The following is a 13,156-nucleotide window of genomic DNA, read 5'->3' as shown; positions in this document are numbered from 1 at the left end:
TCTTCCTGCGAGTAGCCGAGCTCAATCCGTCTGGCCTTGATTTCCACGGCCATGGCGTCGATTAATTCCGGATTCCTGCTGGGTCGCATTGCGCGACGCAGTTTTCATGGATCGTAAACTGAAGACACGTGTCAACTGACAGCAAAGTGAGCGTTCCTCGCTCGCTGGCGGGACGTGACATCGCGGCCGTTTTCACGGCCGTACGGAGCAAGTGGAGCCCCGGTCCCCGGGGCTGCTCGACAACGTCAATCTCAGGGAAGCCATGTCTCTCGCATCCAGGTCACTCATCTCGATCCTCGCCAGCTTGGCGATGACCTCTCCGGCTCTGGCCGGGCTCACCCCCACCGAAGGCAACGTGGCGCAGAAGAAGTGCGGCGCCAGCCGCGCCGAGTCGTTGACTGCCATGGGCACCCTGGTGCGCGGCAGTACCAGTCTGAACGTCGCCAACAGGCGCCTGTCCATCGGCAAGGTTCTGGCTCCCGGCGAGGTCGTCTTCTACGCCAGCTTGGCTGAAAGCAAGAAGGTCTATCGGGCCAAGAAGCAGATCGAGGTCATCGATTCGAGCCCCATGACACCGGATGTGAAGATCACGCCCGAGATGCCATTACCCGTGCTCGGTACCTTCACGAGCAACAGCGGACGACGTTATGACGTGGTCGGCGTGGGCAGCGGCTATAGCGGTTTCCTGACCTTGGTCGACGACGCAGGGTTCCTCTGCTCGGATCGCCTGGATGACAAGCTGGTGGCCGTTGGCATGCCGACGGTCTACCAGCAGGAGCCCTTGATCAGCCAAACAGCGGATGCTGGTCTGACCAAGCCGCGCACCCAGGCGGTTGCCGTGACCTTCCTGGGCTTGGCCGGTGCCTCGGCTAGCTTCGAAGTTGCAGTAATGGTCAACGGTGCGGTGGAAGCGAAGAAGGTCTCGAGCTTCGACGCGTTCTCGCCAACCGTGCAGCTCGGCGACCTCGCTATGGCCATCAGGGTCGACGGGAGCGGACTGACGGTGACATCCCTGAACGAGCCCACCGACTACGTTCGCTGGCTCGGAGAACTCCGGGCGGGCATGCGTCGCTGATCCCCCGGCCAACTTCGACCATGCGGCTGTTGGTCGTCTGGACCCTCTGCTGCCCGGTGTGCAGGGGGCCAGGCGTTGCGACCTGTTGACGCAACGTCAGAGCCGCCCCGCTGTCACCGAACATGGAAGAAGGCCTAACGCCTCCTTGGGGTCTGGTTAAATGGCGCCGCGTCGCCACGAGCGACGACCATAGATCCAAAAGGAGAGAGTCATGCCGAAGTCCCTGCAACATGTTTTGAGCCAGATCGACAAACTGCAGAAGGAAGCGGACTCGCTTCGAGCCAAGGAGGTGTCGGGAGTCGTGGCGCGCATCCAAGAGGCGATCGCCCACTACAACCTGACGCCCGAGCAGCTGTTCGGGCGCGCTGGGCGCAAGGCGAAGGGTTCTGCTACTTCCTCGAGCACAGTGGCAAAGCGCGGCCGCGGCGTGCCGAAGTACCAGAGCGACGACGGGCGCACGTGGAGCGGTGTCGGCAAGCGTCCGGCCTGGTTCGTCGAGGCGCTGGCGAACGGGCGAGCGGCGGAAGAACTGCTGGTCGCAAAGTCTGGCCCCCAAGCCGCCTCGACATCTCGCAAGCCCGGCAAGCGGGCCAAGACTGCTCGCTCCGCTGGTGTCGCAAAGTACGCCAGCGCCGATGGCCGGACATGGACGGGGGTGGGCAAGCGTCCGAAGTGGTTCAACGAAGCACTGGCGGCCGGCAAGACGCCAGAAGATCTGCTCCTTGCAAGATCCTGAGGGACTTGAGCCCTTCCTCATTTCGAGAGCGGCGCGCGATCTCCCCGGTTGGGCGCGTCAATCATTCAGCCTGAGTGCGGAAGCGACCTATGCTTAGACGGTTTGATATTCACAAGACCATCAGCCTTGGCTTCTTTAACGGGCGTGAACAGAACGAACAGATCATCGAACCTGGGCTCGGTCATCTTGAGTTCGACGGGCACGACATATATTGGGTGACCGGAGATCGACGGTTGATGTCGGACACGATCAACGAAGCCATCCTGATATGGCTTCGAAGCGGCGACATCGTAGAACGCGATTGAGGCAGGCCGCGGAATCGCTGCGCACTGGTTGTTCCCGGGGCGCTGGGCATGGAGCGAGAGAGATTTTGCTGCGCACCGATGGGTGCTTGCGTCAGATCAATATCTCTACTGGGCACGGGTGGGGCTAGTGCGTGGCAGCCCCACTTCTCTGCATGTGTCGGAGTTCCGCTTATCTGAGGGCCTGGCCATCATGTTGGGAAGGCCCCCACTTCACCCCTGAACCAACTGGCCGGAGTGCCTCACAGCTGCAGAACCAGTAGTCGTGTGGTTCCCAGGGGCGACTTCAGCTGGGCCGGCTCTTTGTAGATCTCCATCCCTGAGCCGTCGTGGAAGGTGATGAACGTTCCATCGTCGTTGGTGAGGAGCCAAACCTCGTACACATCCGTTGCGCTCCAAGCGCGAGGCGACGAGTCGTTAACTGGCCGCATGCACGCAAGAGCGCGTACTTGGACGTTTTGCCGGTCTTCCAGGACCTGCATCAAGTCGTGCGCCCACGCGACGCACCAAGTGCGCAACAGTGACAGTTCTGCAGCCTGATGGTGCTCGACAACGGTGAGAACAAACCATGGGCAGCGCAAGGCCACCTCCATCAGGCGCCAGTGCTGAGATTTGTCATCGGTGAGCACCGGCGGAACGTGGAATTGATGACCGGTGTGTGATACGAACATGGCTGATCTTCACAGCAGCATCGACGTTGAGCTCTTCTTGCGCTGTGTTATATAAACACAAGCAGCATGTTCACTCCGCACTCCCGCTGGGGCAAGTGTGAGCCGAAAGGCGAGCCCCAGGTCCGGAAAAATATCCGTTTACCGAATACGAGGAGTCATCGGCTAGGGTCCCCGACCGGAAGGTCAAGATGGCAAAGATCCTGAACACGCGCCACAACGAAATTTTCTTGAACAAGCTGCGGCGCCAGCGCACATCGCTCCGCCTTCGACAAGCCGATCTGGCCATCCGGCTGGGGCGGCATCAGGGTTTGGTGAGCAAGGTCGAGCGCGGGGAGCGTCGTCTCGATGTCATTGAACTGCGCGATTGGCTCATGGCAATGCAAATTGACTTCATAGCGTTCGTCGCAGACCTGCACGCGGAGCTAGAAGAACATGGGACATCCGAACTCAGGGTACTCAGGAGGGAGCGCCCAAGATCTCGTTGATGGCCCACAAGGCTGACGCGACGCGTCTGTCGAACTGAGTTATATATAACGTGGCATAAATAATACATTTGCCCGACCCTCGGGTGGATGTCAACCCGTCCGAAGGCCGCCCCCCGTCCAGGTCGCCCCAAGGGCGCCACTAGCTTCGATGAGGAAGTTGCGAAGGCTTTCGGTACCGCGTTAAAGGCGCGACGGATTGCGACGGGCATGTCGCAGGAGCTCTTGGCGCTGACTACTGGCATGGAGCGTTCTTACCTAAGCAGACTTGAGCGCGGTCTTAGTCAGCCTACCCTGCTGGTACTGCTCAAGGTTGCAAAAGGCCTGGACTGTGAATCCTCTGATTTGGTCGCTCCGGTTGAGAAAAGGTTTCGTCGGAACCATGAGGCGAAGTTCAGAAGGCTGTAGTGACCGATCTGATTTTGTCGAGCGGCCTCTGAAGCGTCCCGACCATGCACGGCTTGCCGAGGTGGTTGATTCATTCCGGTCGGGAGCTGTTGCTCGACAGCAGGTGGCACTCCGTAACCTAGCGGCCCAACGTGGCTAGCAGATCAACGTTAGCTCGGCGTGGCGCCGGCCGGCTACAAGAAGGCTGGCGTCACCTTCCCACAGCCGAAGTCCTTTTCGGCCATGGTCACGGTCGTCCACTACTTACTGACTCAGACAGGCCTTCCTCATCGCTGGAAGCCAACGCTATAGACCGCGTTTGCGGCCGTCCCCGGGTGCAGATTTCCGAGGTCGGTTCTCCCGTGGGATGGGAGACCGCCTGCGGCCGGTAGGTCCTCGCCCTAGCTTTGGCGTGCTGGAGTCCATAGGGCAGGGCAGCCTCGGCGAGCGTGTGACGCTGATCAGATCGGTTTGCCGTTCGACTCGGCCTGGCGAACGGATTCGCGCTGAGCGTAGTCTCCGCAACAAAGTCGATGAAGGCGACGGCGGACGCTACCGCCAGCCGTGCATGTCGAGGCTGCAGTCCGCGGTGCTGCCCGTCACGACCATGCCCGGTGCCGTACAGGCCGCGGAGCTGCGCCAGGTTGTTGGTCAGCTGGGTCAGGTTGCGAAGGATCAGTCGGATGTTGTCGGCCCCCTTGGTCTCGTCTGTGATGCCCTCAGGGACCAGGTGCAGCTCCTTGGTCACCTTCTTGGTGAGCTCCCCCAAGTCTTCCGACTTCGTGAACGGCACACTGCGCTTGCCCAGCAGCGACTTGCAGCAGGACTCGACCAGCTCCTTGGCAGTCCCGATCGCGAGGGCTGGATCTCGTTCGACGGCCTGCTCCAGGCGCTCGATCTCTTTGGCCATCCACCCGGCATCCAGCGCATCAGCAACCGTTCTTGCACGCATCACCGCTCGGGCCGTCTGATCTCGCAGCCGGCGGTATGAAAAGCGCGGGCGGCCTGCGATGAACTCTTCTTCGAAGATCTCCCAGCCAGTCTGGCGCAGTTGGTCGTTGAAGTGGCTCACGAGCTTGATGGCCTCATCACGACTCGGTCGAACCACCGGGTGCACGATCTCGCACAGGAAACGCAGGAAGGCCTCGGCTGAGCCATCGAGCAGTGTGAAGCGATCGTCGGAGTAGACCCAGTCGTTCTCCCAGTCGTCGTTGTTGAAGCGATGCTGCCAGATGTCTCCGGCAGCATCCTTGTATCGGGAGTCCTTGGAGGGCATGCCCTTCAGGTCATACAACCGACTGAGGATTTCGACGTCGTCAAGAGTGCCGAACCACACGACTTTCTCTAGCTTGAGACCGTCGACGATGTTCTGTCGGACCTGGCGCGGCAACGCGATGTCCTTTTGAGGTGCATCGGTTTGCGCATCGCTGCGCCAATCGGACCGGGTCGCTTTCGCAGGCACGAAGCGGACTGAATACCAGTCCTGTGTCTCCGGCTCGAGGACGGTCTTCAGCCCCGCGGCGATCTGTTCTTCCAATTGGCTGCGGCGCGTTCCCAGACGCGCGAACTCAGAAGGCGGCAGTTCTAGACGCATCTCGTAGATGTCCGTGCCTCCGTTCCAGTTGTCGTACCCGACTTGCTCCGCGCTTGCCGGGCAACGGCGCAGAAGGGCGGCTGCTTCATCGAGACGCTCGGCGCGCAGCAGGTCGTGCACTGTGGCCAGGGTTTGCTCAAGCGAGTCCATGTCTTCTCCCTCTTTGCTGTATGTGCTTCGCCCGGTTCTTATACCCGGCCGCACTTTCGCCGCCCCCCCGATGGCAGCTACCGCGACGAATGCTTGGTGTTGGCGGCCGGAACGGCCGCGCTGCGCCAGTTGCAGGGCGAAGGCTGGTTCAAGTTGCCACGGCGTCGAATGCCTGGAAAGGTGGCCGTGCTCAGCGGAGAGGTTCATGAGGCCTAGTCGAACTGATTCCGGTGCTAAAGCGCACGCGAGGTTGTCCGACACGGGGTCCTCGCGTGAGCCACACAGGCCTAATCTTTTGCCGCTCAATCCGGTATAAAAGTGAATTAAATCAATGACTTATATCACATGCATCGGTACGTCTGATGTATTAAACCAATACCGTCATACCCATTTGCTGACCACGCATCCAACTCATGGGAACTACCTCGCCGCCTTCTTCGAAGACTGAAAAGTACGTAGCCAAGCGCATCCGCTTCCGCAATGGCGAGCGCTTGTCCGTACTTCTGCGTGCTGGAATGCCGGTGCACATCGCCGTCTTGTTCCTGAATCGATATCGGACGCGTGGCCTGGCTGCGAACACCATCCACGATGTCTGCGATGTCCTGGCCGGCCTTCACAACCACATGCTGCGGCGGGAGGTGGACATTTGGGAAAGGCTCAGCGCCGGCCACTTCCTGTCGCTGCCCGATCTGAATGCGTTCGCGGAGGCGGCACAGTACAAGAAGCGACAACTGGACGAAGTTGACGAAGCCAAGGCCAAGCGCGTTGTGAACATGGAGAAGCTTCGGTTGCGCGCGACGGTGAAAGCCAAGCCTCGTACGCCAGTCAGCGGCAGCTCGCATGCCTTTCGCCTTCGGACCGCTCGGGCCTACCTCAAGTTCGTTTCAGACTACGCGCGAGCCTGCCTGCCCGAGGAGCAGGCTGCGATCCTCGACGCTGAAACCCAGCAAGGCCTGGCCGTCCTTCAGGCGCAGGTGCCACGGGTCAGTGGCCGGTCCAAGGTTGGAGCGCGCAAGGGGCTCACCAGGGAGCAGGAAGCCTTGCTGCTGAATGTGATCGACCCCAACTCGCCCAAGAACCCGTGGAAGTCCCCCTTCGTCCGCATAAGGAACCGGATGATTGTGATCACGCTGCTTGCCGGCGGAATGCGTAAAGGGGAAATGCTCGGCCTGAAGGTTCAAGATCTGCTGGCGCACAACGCGAAGCTGCAGATTCTGCGCCGGGCCGATGACCCAGAGGACTCCCGCAGGTACCAGCCATGCACGAAGACAGCTGATCGGGAGGTCCCGCTCGGCCGCAACATCTGCCGCGCCCTGGAGGATTTCATCCGCCACGAACGGCACAGCATCAAGGCAGCCCGGCGCATCCCCCAGATCTTCACGTCCGATGAAGGTGACGCGCTCTCGCTATCCAGCGCTAACCAGATCTTCGTGGCCATCCGGCGGGCTTGTCCCGAGCTGCCGCGTGACCTCACGGCGCACGTGCTGCGCCATACCTGGAACGATCGATTTTCCGAGTATGCAGACGAGACCGGCATGGCACCTGTTGAGGAGGAGCGGGCACGAGCCGAACTCCAGGGCTGGGTTGCCGGATCGCAAATGCCGGCGACCTATACGGGGCGCCATACCGAACGCAAGGGCCGGGCCGTGGCGCTGAGCATCCAAGAAAAGTTGGAGAAGCGTCTAGATGGCCAGTCCTGACCACAAGAGCCAGCACGAGCCGGCACTGTTGGAACTCCCCAACGAGGCGCACACGAAAAGCGGGTTGAGCTATGACCCTCGAATACCGGTTTGGGACTGGGTCGACGGACCATTTCGCATGCTGCTCGACTTCGGCGCCGTGCCTGCCAACTTTGAGCAGTTCGTACAGCCTTTGAAGTTCTGCCTGGTGGTGTTCGCTAAGGGCTACTCGCCGGTCTATGTCACGAACTTGTTCTGGGCGTTCTTACACTTTGCTCGAGCAACCCCGACCTTGCCCTCGGTCGCTGCGGCCATTACTTCCGCCGAGATCGGCACGTATGCCGCATCGCTTGGAAGCCAAGCGGCCTGGCGGGTGTCAGCCCTGAACCCCCTGCTTCAGAAGTGGAAGTCGCTGGGCCTGCCGGGCATCGACCAGACTTGCGCTGATTACTTGCGCGGCCGGCGCAAGCCCGGGAATACCAAGGGAGCGGCCGTACGAACTCGCGACCCCGAGGCCGGTCCGTTCACCGACAGCGAGTTCCAGGCAATCTTCCGGGGGGTGACCACCGCCTATGAATCGGGCGATATTCCTCTCTGGGTCAACGTGATGGTTCGGCTGCTTGCGGCCTGCGGAGGTCGCCCTTCTCAGCTGGCGTCCCTGAAGATCATCGACTTCACGCCGGCCGACTTATCCGCTGAGAAGGTGGTTCCTGCCAGGATTGCACTTCCGCAGATCAAGAATGGTCAGGAGCACGCCCGCGAGAAATTCCTGGAGTTCGACCTCTCGGACCGAGCAGCGGCGTTGCTGGCCGATCACGTCAAAGCGCTAGTCGAGGATCTTGGCTGCACGCCGAACTCGGCTCTGTTCCCGCTGAGCATGCTTCGACTTGACCGGCAGGAAGACAGGCAGAGACCTGTCGACGATCTGTACTTCGACCATCCTACAGGGCGTAGCTTGTCCTACTACTTCGTGGCTCGCGTACGGCACTCTGCGCCGACATCGGACCGTACGGGCTTCGCGCCAATCTCGATGAACCCCCGTCGGTTCCGGTACACCTTCGGCACACGAATGGCCGAAGAAGGCTGCAGCAAGGCGGTCATTGCCGACCGACTGGGCCATGCGGACCTGCAGAACGTCGATGTGTACTTCGAGGCGTCGCCAGCGATCGTGGAGAACATCGACCGCGCCATGGCGGCCGGCCTTGCTCCCATCGCCCAGGCCTTCTGCGGCCGGACCATCGACGGGGAACACCAGGCGTCGCAGAAAGGGGCGCCAGGGTCGCGGATCATCGACTTCCGCAGTTCAGCCAATCCACTGGGGAGCTGCGGCAAGGGGTCCAGTTGCGGGTTGACCAAGCCCGTGGCCTGCTACACCTGCTTCCGGTTCGAGCCCTGGGTAGACGGACCCCATGAGGAATCGCTAGATCGCCTTCTGGCGGAACGGGACCGTTGCGCCGACGAGCGGATGGCCGGTGTGAACGACGACGCCATCACTGCCGTCATGGAGGTCATCGCCGAATGCGAGCAGGCCCGTCAGCAGCGCCAAGGCGGTGTGACCGCATGACCGCGTCAGTTCTCCACTTCACGCCTCGTGCCGAGCTCTCGGCCCACGACAACATGCTGTCGTTCGTTGAGATGTGCCGCAAGTCTGCCATCCTGGGGGCGTCGGATCAGTTCGACCAAAACGTCTGGGAGGGTGCCTACCGGAAGGGCAAAGGCAACAAAACGCGCATCGTCTTCAGCACCCATGAGGCCGCCCGCAAGGCGAAGCCAAGCCCCACGCCGGCCCTGCCTGAGCCCTTCTTGTCCTTCGCCAAGGCAATCCTGACCTACCTGCAGGATCGGCGGCCTGTCGTCTCTCAGCAGGTGCGGTTGTCTGCGCTTCGGTACCTGGAAGCAGCGCTGCGGCGTCACGGTAGGAATGCCCGACCCTCCGGCACCGACGCGCTGGTGCTCGATGCCGCCGTGCAGATCGCGGAGGAATCCGTCTCCGCCAGCGTTGCATACCGAGCGGCCGGTCAATTGGAGCTGTTCGCCGAGACCATGCAAGAGCTCGGCATCGTCAAGCTCCGCGGCCGCTGGGAGCATGGGCTCACGAAGCCTGCGGAAACCAACTCCCGCATCTCGGAAGAGGCTCTGGCCGCGCGCCAGAAAAAACTGCCGTCGGCCGCCGTCATTCGAGCGATCGCGGGGATCTTCAACGAGGCTCAAGGCGTCGCCGACACCCTCGTCTCCTCCTACTGCGCCCTGATGCTGTGTGCACCAGAACGTGTCAACGAGGTCATGCGTCTCGAAGTTCGCTGCCTGGTTGATGGGGAGGGCCGTTACCAAGGCAAGCTCGGCATTCGGTGGCCGGGCTCCAAGCTCGCCGATGACACCATCAAGTGGCTGCCATCCCACATGGCCCCCCTCGCCAGGGAGGTGATCGCTCGTCTGGAAAAGACTTCCGCGCCGGCCCGGGCGCTCGCTGACTGGTACACAAAGAATCCACGGCGTCTGTACCTAAACGAGGATGCAGAGCACCTGAGAGGCGTGGAGCTACTCTCTGCCGAGGACGTCGGTCTGATCCTTTGGGGGCCGTCAGCCAGCAGAGACAGCGCGAACCAGTGGATCAAGGGCCATGGTTTGGGCCCTGCCCGCACGGTCCGGAAGAAGTTCCTGTACCGGTTTGCCGACGTTGAGGCTGCGGTTCTCAGCCTGCTCCCGGAGACGTTTCCAGAGGTGCCTGGTGCCCCTGGCCTCGAGTGCCGCGCATCGCTCGCGCTTTGCATGATGACGGAACTCCATGCTGGCAAGTCAACCTACACCTGCATGTTCCAGACGGTCAGCCAAGATGACTTGTACAACCGGATGGGCGCACAGGCAGATCGGTCCTCGATCTTCGATCGTTACGGCTACACGGAGGATGACGGGTCGCCAATTCGCGTCACCAGCCACGCGTTCAGGCACTACTTGAACACCTTGGCCCAGTTGGGCGGGCTGTCTGACACCGAAATCGCCATCTTCTCGGGCCGCAAGGACGTGCGCCAGAACCGGGCGTACGACCACCTGACCTCTGACCAGGTCTTGGCGCCGATCATCAAGGCCACCGCACGGGGGTATCGCGCTGAGCTGGTCGCCTCGACTGGCCGACAGCTGTATACCCGGTCGGAACTGCTGGCGCTGGGCAAGGCGGCCTCCCATACGACTGAGTTCGGATACTGCATGCTCGACTTCGCGGCAGAGCCTTGCCAAATGCATCGCGACTGCGTGAACTGCGACGAGCAGGAGTGCGTGAAGGGCGAACAGCACAAGGAGGAGAACCTGCGCAGATCGCGTTCTGAGGCTGAGCAGGCCCTTGCGCGCGCTAGGGCGGCCCTGACCGACGAGGAGTACGGCGCAGACAAGTGGGTCACGCACTATGTCAAGACGCTGGGCCGCATTGAGGAGCTTCTGTCGGCCCTTGAGGACCCCGCGGTCCCCGTTGGCGCTCGCATTCGCCTAGCCAAGGGTTCCCCGCCGCAGGTTCGCATTCGCGACGGCGTTCACCCCATCAAGTTCCTGCCGCGATGAGGAAGCAGCGCGCGCCCGATCTGACGGAGGCCACCATCGCCGTGGTGGTGGACGTGCTGGACGGTTGGACAGGGAAGCTCACATGGGACCTGCTGATCGCGGAGGTGCTCCGGCTCACCGGCTTCGAGTACTCGCGGTTCACGTTCGCCGAATACCCCCGAATCGCCGACGCCTTTGCGGTCAAGAAGAAGAAGCTCAGCGGCACGCTGGTCAGAGGGGCTCGAACGGCGCGGGACGGGCAGATCCTGGCCGCGCTGGACCAGGCGGAGCGCTTCAAGGAGAAGGCGGACCGGCTGGAGCGTGAGAACGAGTTGCTTCTGGAGCAGTTCCAGACATGGGCAGTGAACGCCGAACGGCATGGCGTCACGATCGCTAAGCTCAATGCACCCCTAGCCCTGCCCAACCGAGAGCGGTCCAGAAAGACCGGCTGACGCTCTTGCTGGGTAGATCGGCCCTCCGGCCCTACCCACACTTCAGCCATCGAGGCCTACTTCGGACGGAGATGGTGGCTTCTGACTGCCAAACCCACATTTGCAACCGGCGATAGCCCGGCGGCGACGGTAGACATCGGGCAAAACGGCGTATCAACAGTTCCTTGTGCTTAGAACCATTTTGATCGATAGCGATCCCGGCTGTGCCGGGGTCGGATGATCAAGATGAAGGAAGCCCGTTGGCGTTCACGCCGCGGGCTTTTTTCCTTTTCGAGCCGGACGCCCACCTTCAGCCGAAATGGCCGCCGCTCAGGGCAGGTCCACGATCTCGATCCAGTTCGCGGCGCGTCCCACCGGTTGCCGGCCGATCAGCCGGAGCGCGCCCTTGTCCGGATCGATGCGGTACACCGACAGCCGCTCCGATTTCTCTCCGGCCACGAGCAGGAACTTCCCGGTCGGATCGATGCGGATGCCACGCGGCTGCGTTTCCGTCGGATAGGCGTCCACCAGGCTCGGTTTGCCGGACGCCGCGGCAAGCGTCAGCAACGAGATCGTGCTGCTCGTCCGTTCGGACGTGTACATGAACCGGCCATCCGGCGTGATGGCGATGTCGGAGGACCAGATGCGTCGCTGCTCGTCGCTCGCCGGCACCGTGAGCGTGGTCGAGAGCTCGGTGAGCGTCCCCCGATCGCGATCCCTTCCGAACTGGATGACGTTGCCGCTCAGCTCGCTGATCACGTAGACGAATCGACCGTCGGGGGAGAACTCGATGTGCCGCGGGCCGTTGCCCGGCTTCGTCTTGACGAGCGGCGGATCGAGCGGCGTCAGCTTGCCGCTGGCGGCGTCGAATCCGAACTGCAGGAGCTGGTCGCTGCCGAGGTTGGTGACGTACAGGAAGCGATTGCCGGCGTCGATCCGGATGCTGTGTGCCTTCTCGCCGGTGGGCAGGACCTGGATGGCGCCCTGCTCGACCAGGCCGTCCTTGATCGCGCTGATCGCGATCCGGCTTCCGTCATAGGAGGCCGTGAACAGGAAGCGTCCGGTCCGGTCGGTGGACGCGTAGGCCATGCTGTCCGGGAGTGGCGCGTCGGCCTTCTGGCGCAAGGCGCCGCTCGCGGCATCGATGTCGTAGCTCAGCACGCGGAATGGCTCGGAGCGCACGACCGCGTACAGATGCCGTCTGGCGGGATCCACAGCCATCGGCATCACGAGCTTGCCAGCCGCCGTCTTGCCCAGCGGCGTGAGCGCGCCGGCGGCGTCCATCTCGAACGCGTCGATGACGCCGTCCTGCGCCGCGGAGACATACACGTAGGTCTTCGCCGAGACCGGGACGGCGGCGGCGATCGCCATGGCGGCGGCGCTGGCGATCTTGATCATTCCACTTCTGAGCTTGCGCATCGACTCTGCTCCGGGCCTGTCATGAATGCTGGTGCGCCCGCATTCTGCCGGCGCGGAGTGTCACCAGCCGCGACGTGCGGTCCGGAACTCCACGCCATTGCCGATGGTGCAGTTGAAGCTCGACTGGCTCACGAGGGCGTAGTCCGGCAGGTTGAAGAGCACCTGACGGAAGTTCACGCTGCCATCGACCTTGACCTGATAGCGCAGCGTCTGGAACAGCGGCGCGGCGCTGTCGGACGCCGTGAAATGCGTGTCGGCGAAGGAGATGGTCCCGTCGGGCAGGACGCGATAGGCATCGATGGCCAACAGGCCGCCCTTGGTCTGCGACGGCCGGCCGCCGGCCTGGGGCTGGCAGCGGCTCAGGTCGATGGTGACGGAGACCTTCTGGCCCGCGTCGAGCGCCTCCAGGAGCGCCGCGGGTTGGTTCAGCGTGGTCGTCGGCTCGGCGTGGCTGAGCGCGGCGCCCAGCAGCAGGGGCAGCAGGACGAGCGATTTCTTGGGGAACACGGAGGTCATGGCAATGGCTATGGCGTTGAAGAGAACGTCAGCGTGCCATGTCTTGCCTGGCCGGAGAGCGGCCAGCGCCGAGTTCGCGGCCGAGTTTGCAATCAGCGGTTGAAGCCCGTAAACGACTGAAATTGTCTCGATGGAAGTCTCTACGGGATCCTCGGCGATCGCAGAGAGGGGCCCCCGCATCAC

13 protein-coding genes are annotated in these 13,156 nt (G+C 62.4%); 9 read left to right on the top strand and 4 right to left on the bottom strand.

Features of this window, described 5'->3' with window-relative positions:
• Positions 1–262 precede the first annotated feature (262 nt).
• The 3 genes from ACTJKJ_RS14800 (at position 263) to ACTJKJ_RS14790 (ending at position 2,116) form a co-directional block, all read left to right on the top strand.
• Complete coding sequence (locus tag ACTJKJ_RS14800) at positions 263–1,075, top strand: hypothetical protein (protein WP_440820176.1); 813 nt, start codon at positions 263–265, stop codon at positions 1,073–1,075.
• A gap of 211 nt (positions 1,076–1,286) precedes the next feature.
• Entirely contained in the window at positions 1,287–1,811 is a 525-nt protein-coding gene (locus ACTJKJ_RS14795; RefSeq protein ID WP_440820935.1) for an H-NS family nucleoid-associated regulatory protein, read from the top strand.
• 89 nt (positions 1,812–1,900) lie between these two features.
• A complete protein-coding gene (locus tag ACTJKJ_RS14790; RefSeq protein ID WP_440820934.1) occupies positions 1,901–2,116 on the top strand; it encodes a hypothetical protein in 216 nt (71 codons plus the stop codon).
• Between the two features lie 239 nt (positions 2,117–2,355).
• Here ACTJKJ_RS14790 and ACTJKJ_RS14785 read toward each other — a convergent pair whose 3' ends face one another.
• A complete protein-coding gene (locus tag ACTJKJ_RS14785; RefSeq protein WP_440820933.1) occupies positions 2,356–2,784 on the bottom strand; it encodes a hypothetical protein in 429 nt (142 codons plus the stop codon).
• 188 nt (positions 2,785–2,972) lie between these two features.
• On the opposite strand from ACTJKJ_RS14785, the gene ACTJKJ_RS14780 reads away from it, so the two are divergent.
• Entirely contained in the window at positions 2,973–3,269 is a 297-nt protein-coding gene (locus ACTJKJ_RS14780; protein ID WP_440820932.1) for a helix-turn-helix domain-containing protein, read from the top strand.
• Between the two features lie 87 nt (positions 3,270–3,356).
• A complete protein-coding gene (locus tag ACTJKJ_RS14775) occupies positions 3,357–3,674 on the top strand; it encodes a helix-turn-helix domain-containing protein (protein ID WP_440820931.1) in 318 nt (105 codons plus the stop codon).
• 226 nt (positions 3,675–3,900) lie between these two features.
• Here ACTJKJ_RS14775 and ACTJKJ_RS14770 read toward each other — a convergent pair whose 3' ends face one another.
• Positions 3,901–5,604: an abortive infection family protein gene (locus ACTJKJ_RS14770; protein ID WP_440820930.1), complete on the bottom strand. Its 1,704-nt coding sequence runs from the start codon at positions 5,602–5,604 to the stop codon at positions 3,901–3,903.
• 206 nt (positions 5,605–5,810) lie between these two features.
• Between ACTJKJ_RS14770 and ACTJKJ_RS14765 the strand changes: the two genes are divergently transcribed.
• Genes ACTJKJ_RS14765 through ACTJKJ_RS14750 form a run of 4 tightly spaced genes read left to right on the top strand, consistent with a single transcriptional unit; the run spans position 5,811 to position 11,059 of the window.
• Positions 5,811–7,097: a tyrosine-type recombinase/integrase gene (locus ACTJKJ_RS14765; protein ID WP_440820929.1), complete on the top strand. Its 1,287-nt coding sequence runs from the start codon at positions 5,811–5,813 to the stop codon at positions 7,095–7,097.
• Positions 7,084–8,640: a site-specific integrase gene (locus ACTJKJ_RS14760; protein WP_440820928.1), complete on the top strand. Its 1,557-nt coding sequence runs from the start codon at positions 7,084–7,086 to the stop codon at positions 8,638–8,640. The genes ACTJKJ_RS14765 and ACTJKJ_RS14760 overlap by 14 nt, the downstream gene beginning before the upstream one ends.
• Complete coding sequence (locus ACTJKJ_RS14755; RefSeq protein WP_440820927.1) at positions 8,637–10,628, top strand: integrase; 1,992 nt, start codon at positions 8,637–8,639, stop codon at positions 10,626–10,628. Before ACTJKJ_RS14760 ends, ACTJKJ_RS14755 begins: the two co-directional genes overlap by 4 nt.
• Positions 10,625–11,059, top strand: coding sequence for a hypothetical protein (locus ACTJKJ_RS14750; protein ID WP_440820926.1), 435 nt, complete (start codon positions 10,625–10,627; stop codon positions 11,057–11,059). Before ACTJKJ_RS14755 ends, ACTJKJ_RS14750 begins: the two co-directional genes overlap by 4 nt.
• 309 nt (positions 11,060–11,368) lie before the next feature.
• Here the strand turns inward: ACTJKJ_RS14750 and ACTJKJ_RS14745 are convergent, their stop codons facing one another.
• Together ACTJKJ_RS14745 and ACTJKJ_RS14740 are read right to left on the bottom strand one after the other, a co-directional pair.
• Positions 11,369–12,436 (bottom strand): lactonase family protein, encoded by a 1,068-nt coding sequence (locus ACTJKJ_RS14745; protein WP_440820925.1) that lies wholly within the window; start codon positions 12,434–12,436, stop codon positions 11,369–11,371.
• An 81-nt stretch (positions 12,437–12,517) separates the two neighbouring features.
• Positions 12,518–13,153, bottom strand: a complete 636-nt coding sequence (locus tag ACTJKJ_RS14740; RefSeq protein ID WP_440820924.1) for a VirK family protein — start codon at positions 13,151–13,153, stop codon at positions 12,518–12,520.
• Positions 13,154–13,156 lie beyond the last annotated feature (3 nt).

It is taken from the genome of Roseateles sp. 22389 (genome assembly GCF_052044995.1).
Lineage (GTDB): Bacteria > Pseudomonadota > Gammaproteobacteria > Burkholderiales > Burkholderiaceae_C > Roseateles.
Note: the sequence above shows the minus strand (reverse complement) of the source record. Positions and strands in the feature narration are given on the sequence as shown.

Excerpts from the sequence above, each read along its gene's own strand:
- ACTJKJ_RS14775 (WP_440820931.1), top strand. The coding sequence starts at position 3,357 with ATGTCAACCCGTCCGAAGGCCGCCCCCCGTCCAGGTCGCCCCAAGGGC.
- ACTJKJ_RS14780 (WP_440820932.1), top strand. The coding sequence starts at position 2,973 with ATGGCAAAGATCCTGAACACGCGCCACAACGAAATTTTCTTGAACAAG.
- ACTJKJ_RS14745 (WP_440820925.1), bottom strand. The coding sequence starts at position 12,436 with ATGATCAAGATCGCCAGCGCCGCCGCCATGGCGATCGCCGCCGCCGTC.
- ACTJKJ_RS14760 (WP_440820928.1), top strand. The coding sequence starts at position 7,084 with ATGGCCAGTCCTGACCACAAGAGCCAGCACGAGCCGGCACTGTTGGAA.
- ACTJKJ_RS14740 (WP_440820924.1), bottom strand. The coding sequence starts at position 13,153 with ATGCGGGGGCCCCTCTCTGCGATCGCCGAGGATCCCGTAGAGACTTCC.
- ACTJKJ_RS14790 (WP_440820934.1), top strand. The coding sequence starts at position 1,901 with ATGCTTAGACGGTTTGATATTCACAAGACCATCAGCCTTGGCTTCTTT.
- ACTJKJ_RS14795 (WP_440820935.1), top strand. The coding sequence starts at position 1,287 with ATGCCGAAGTCCCTGCAACATGTTTTGAGCCAGATCGACAAACTGCAG.
- ACTJKJ_RS14800 (WP_440820176.1), top strand. The coding sequence starts at position 263 with ATGTCTCTCGCATCCAGGTCACTCATCTCGATCCTCGCCAGCTTGGCG.
- ACTJKJ_RS14755 (WP_440820927.1), top strand. The coding sequence starts at position 8,637 with ATGACCGCGTCAGTTCTCCACTTCACGCCTCGTGCCGAGCTCTCGGCC.
- ACTJKJ_RS14785 (WP_440820933.1), bottom strand. The coding sequence starts at position 2,784 with ATGTTCGTATCACACACCGGTCATCAATTCCACGTTCCGCCGGTGCTC.
- ACTJKJ_RS14765 (WP_440820929.1), top strand. The coding sequence starts at position 5,811 with ATGGGAACTACCTCGCCGCCTTCTTCGAAGACTGAAAAGTACGTAGCC.
- ACTJKJ_RS14770 (WP_440820930.1), bottom strand. The coding sequence starts at position 5,604 with ATGAACCTCTCCGCTGAGCACGGCCACCTTTCCAGGCATTCGACGCCG.
- ACTJKJ_RS14750 (WP_440820926.1), top strand. The coding sequence starts at position 10,625 with ATGAGGAAGCAGCGCGCGCCCGATCTGACGGAGGCCACCATCGCCGTG.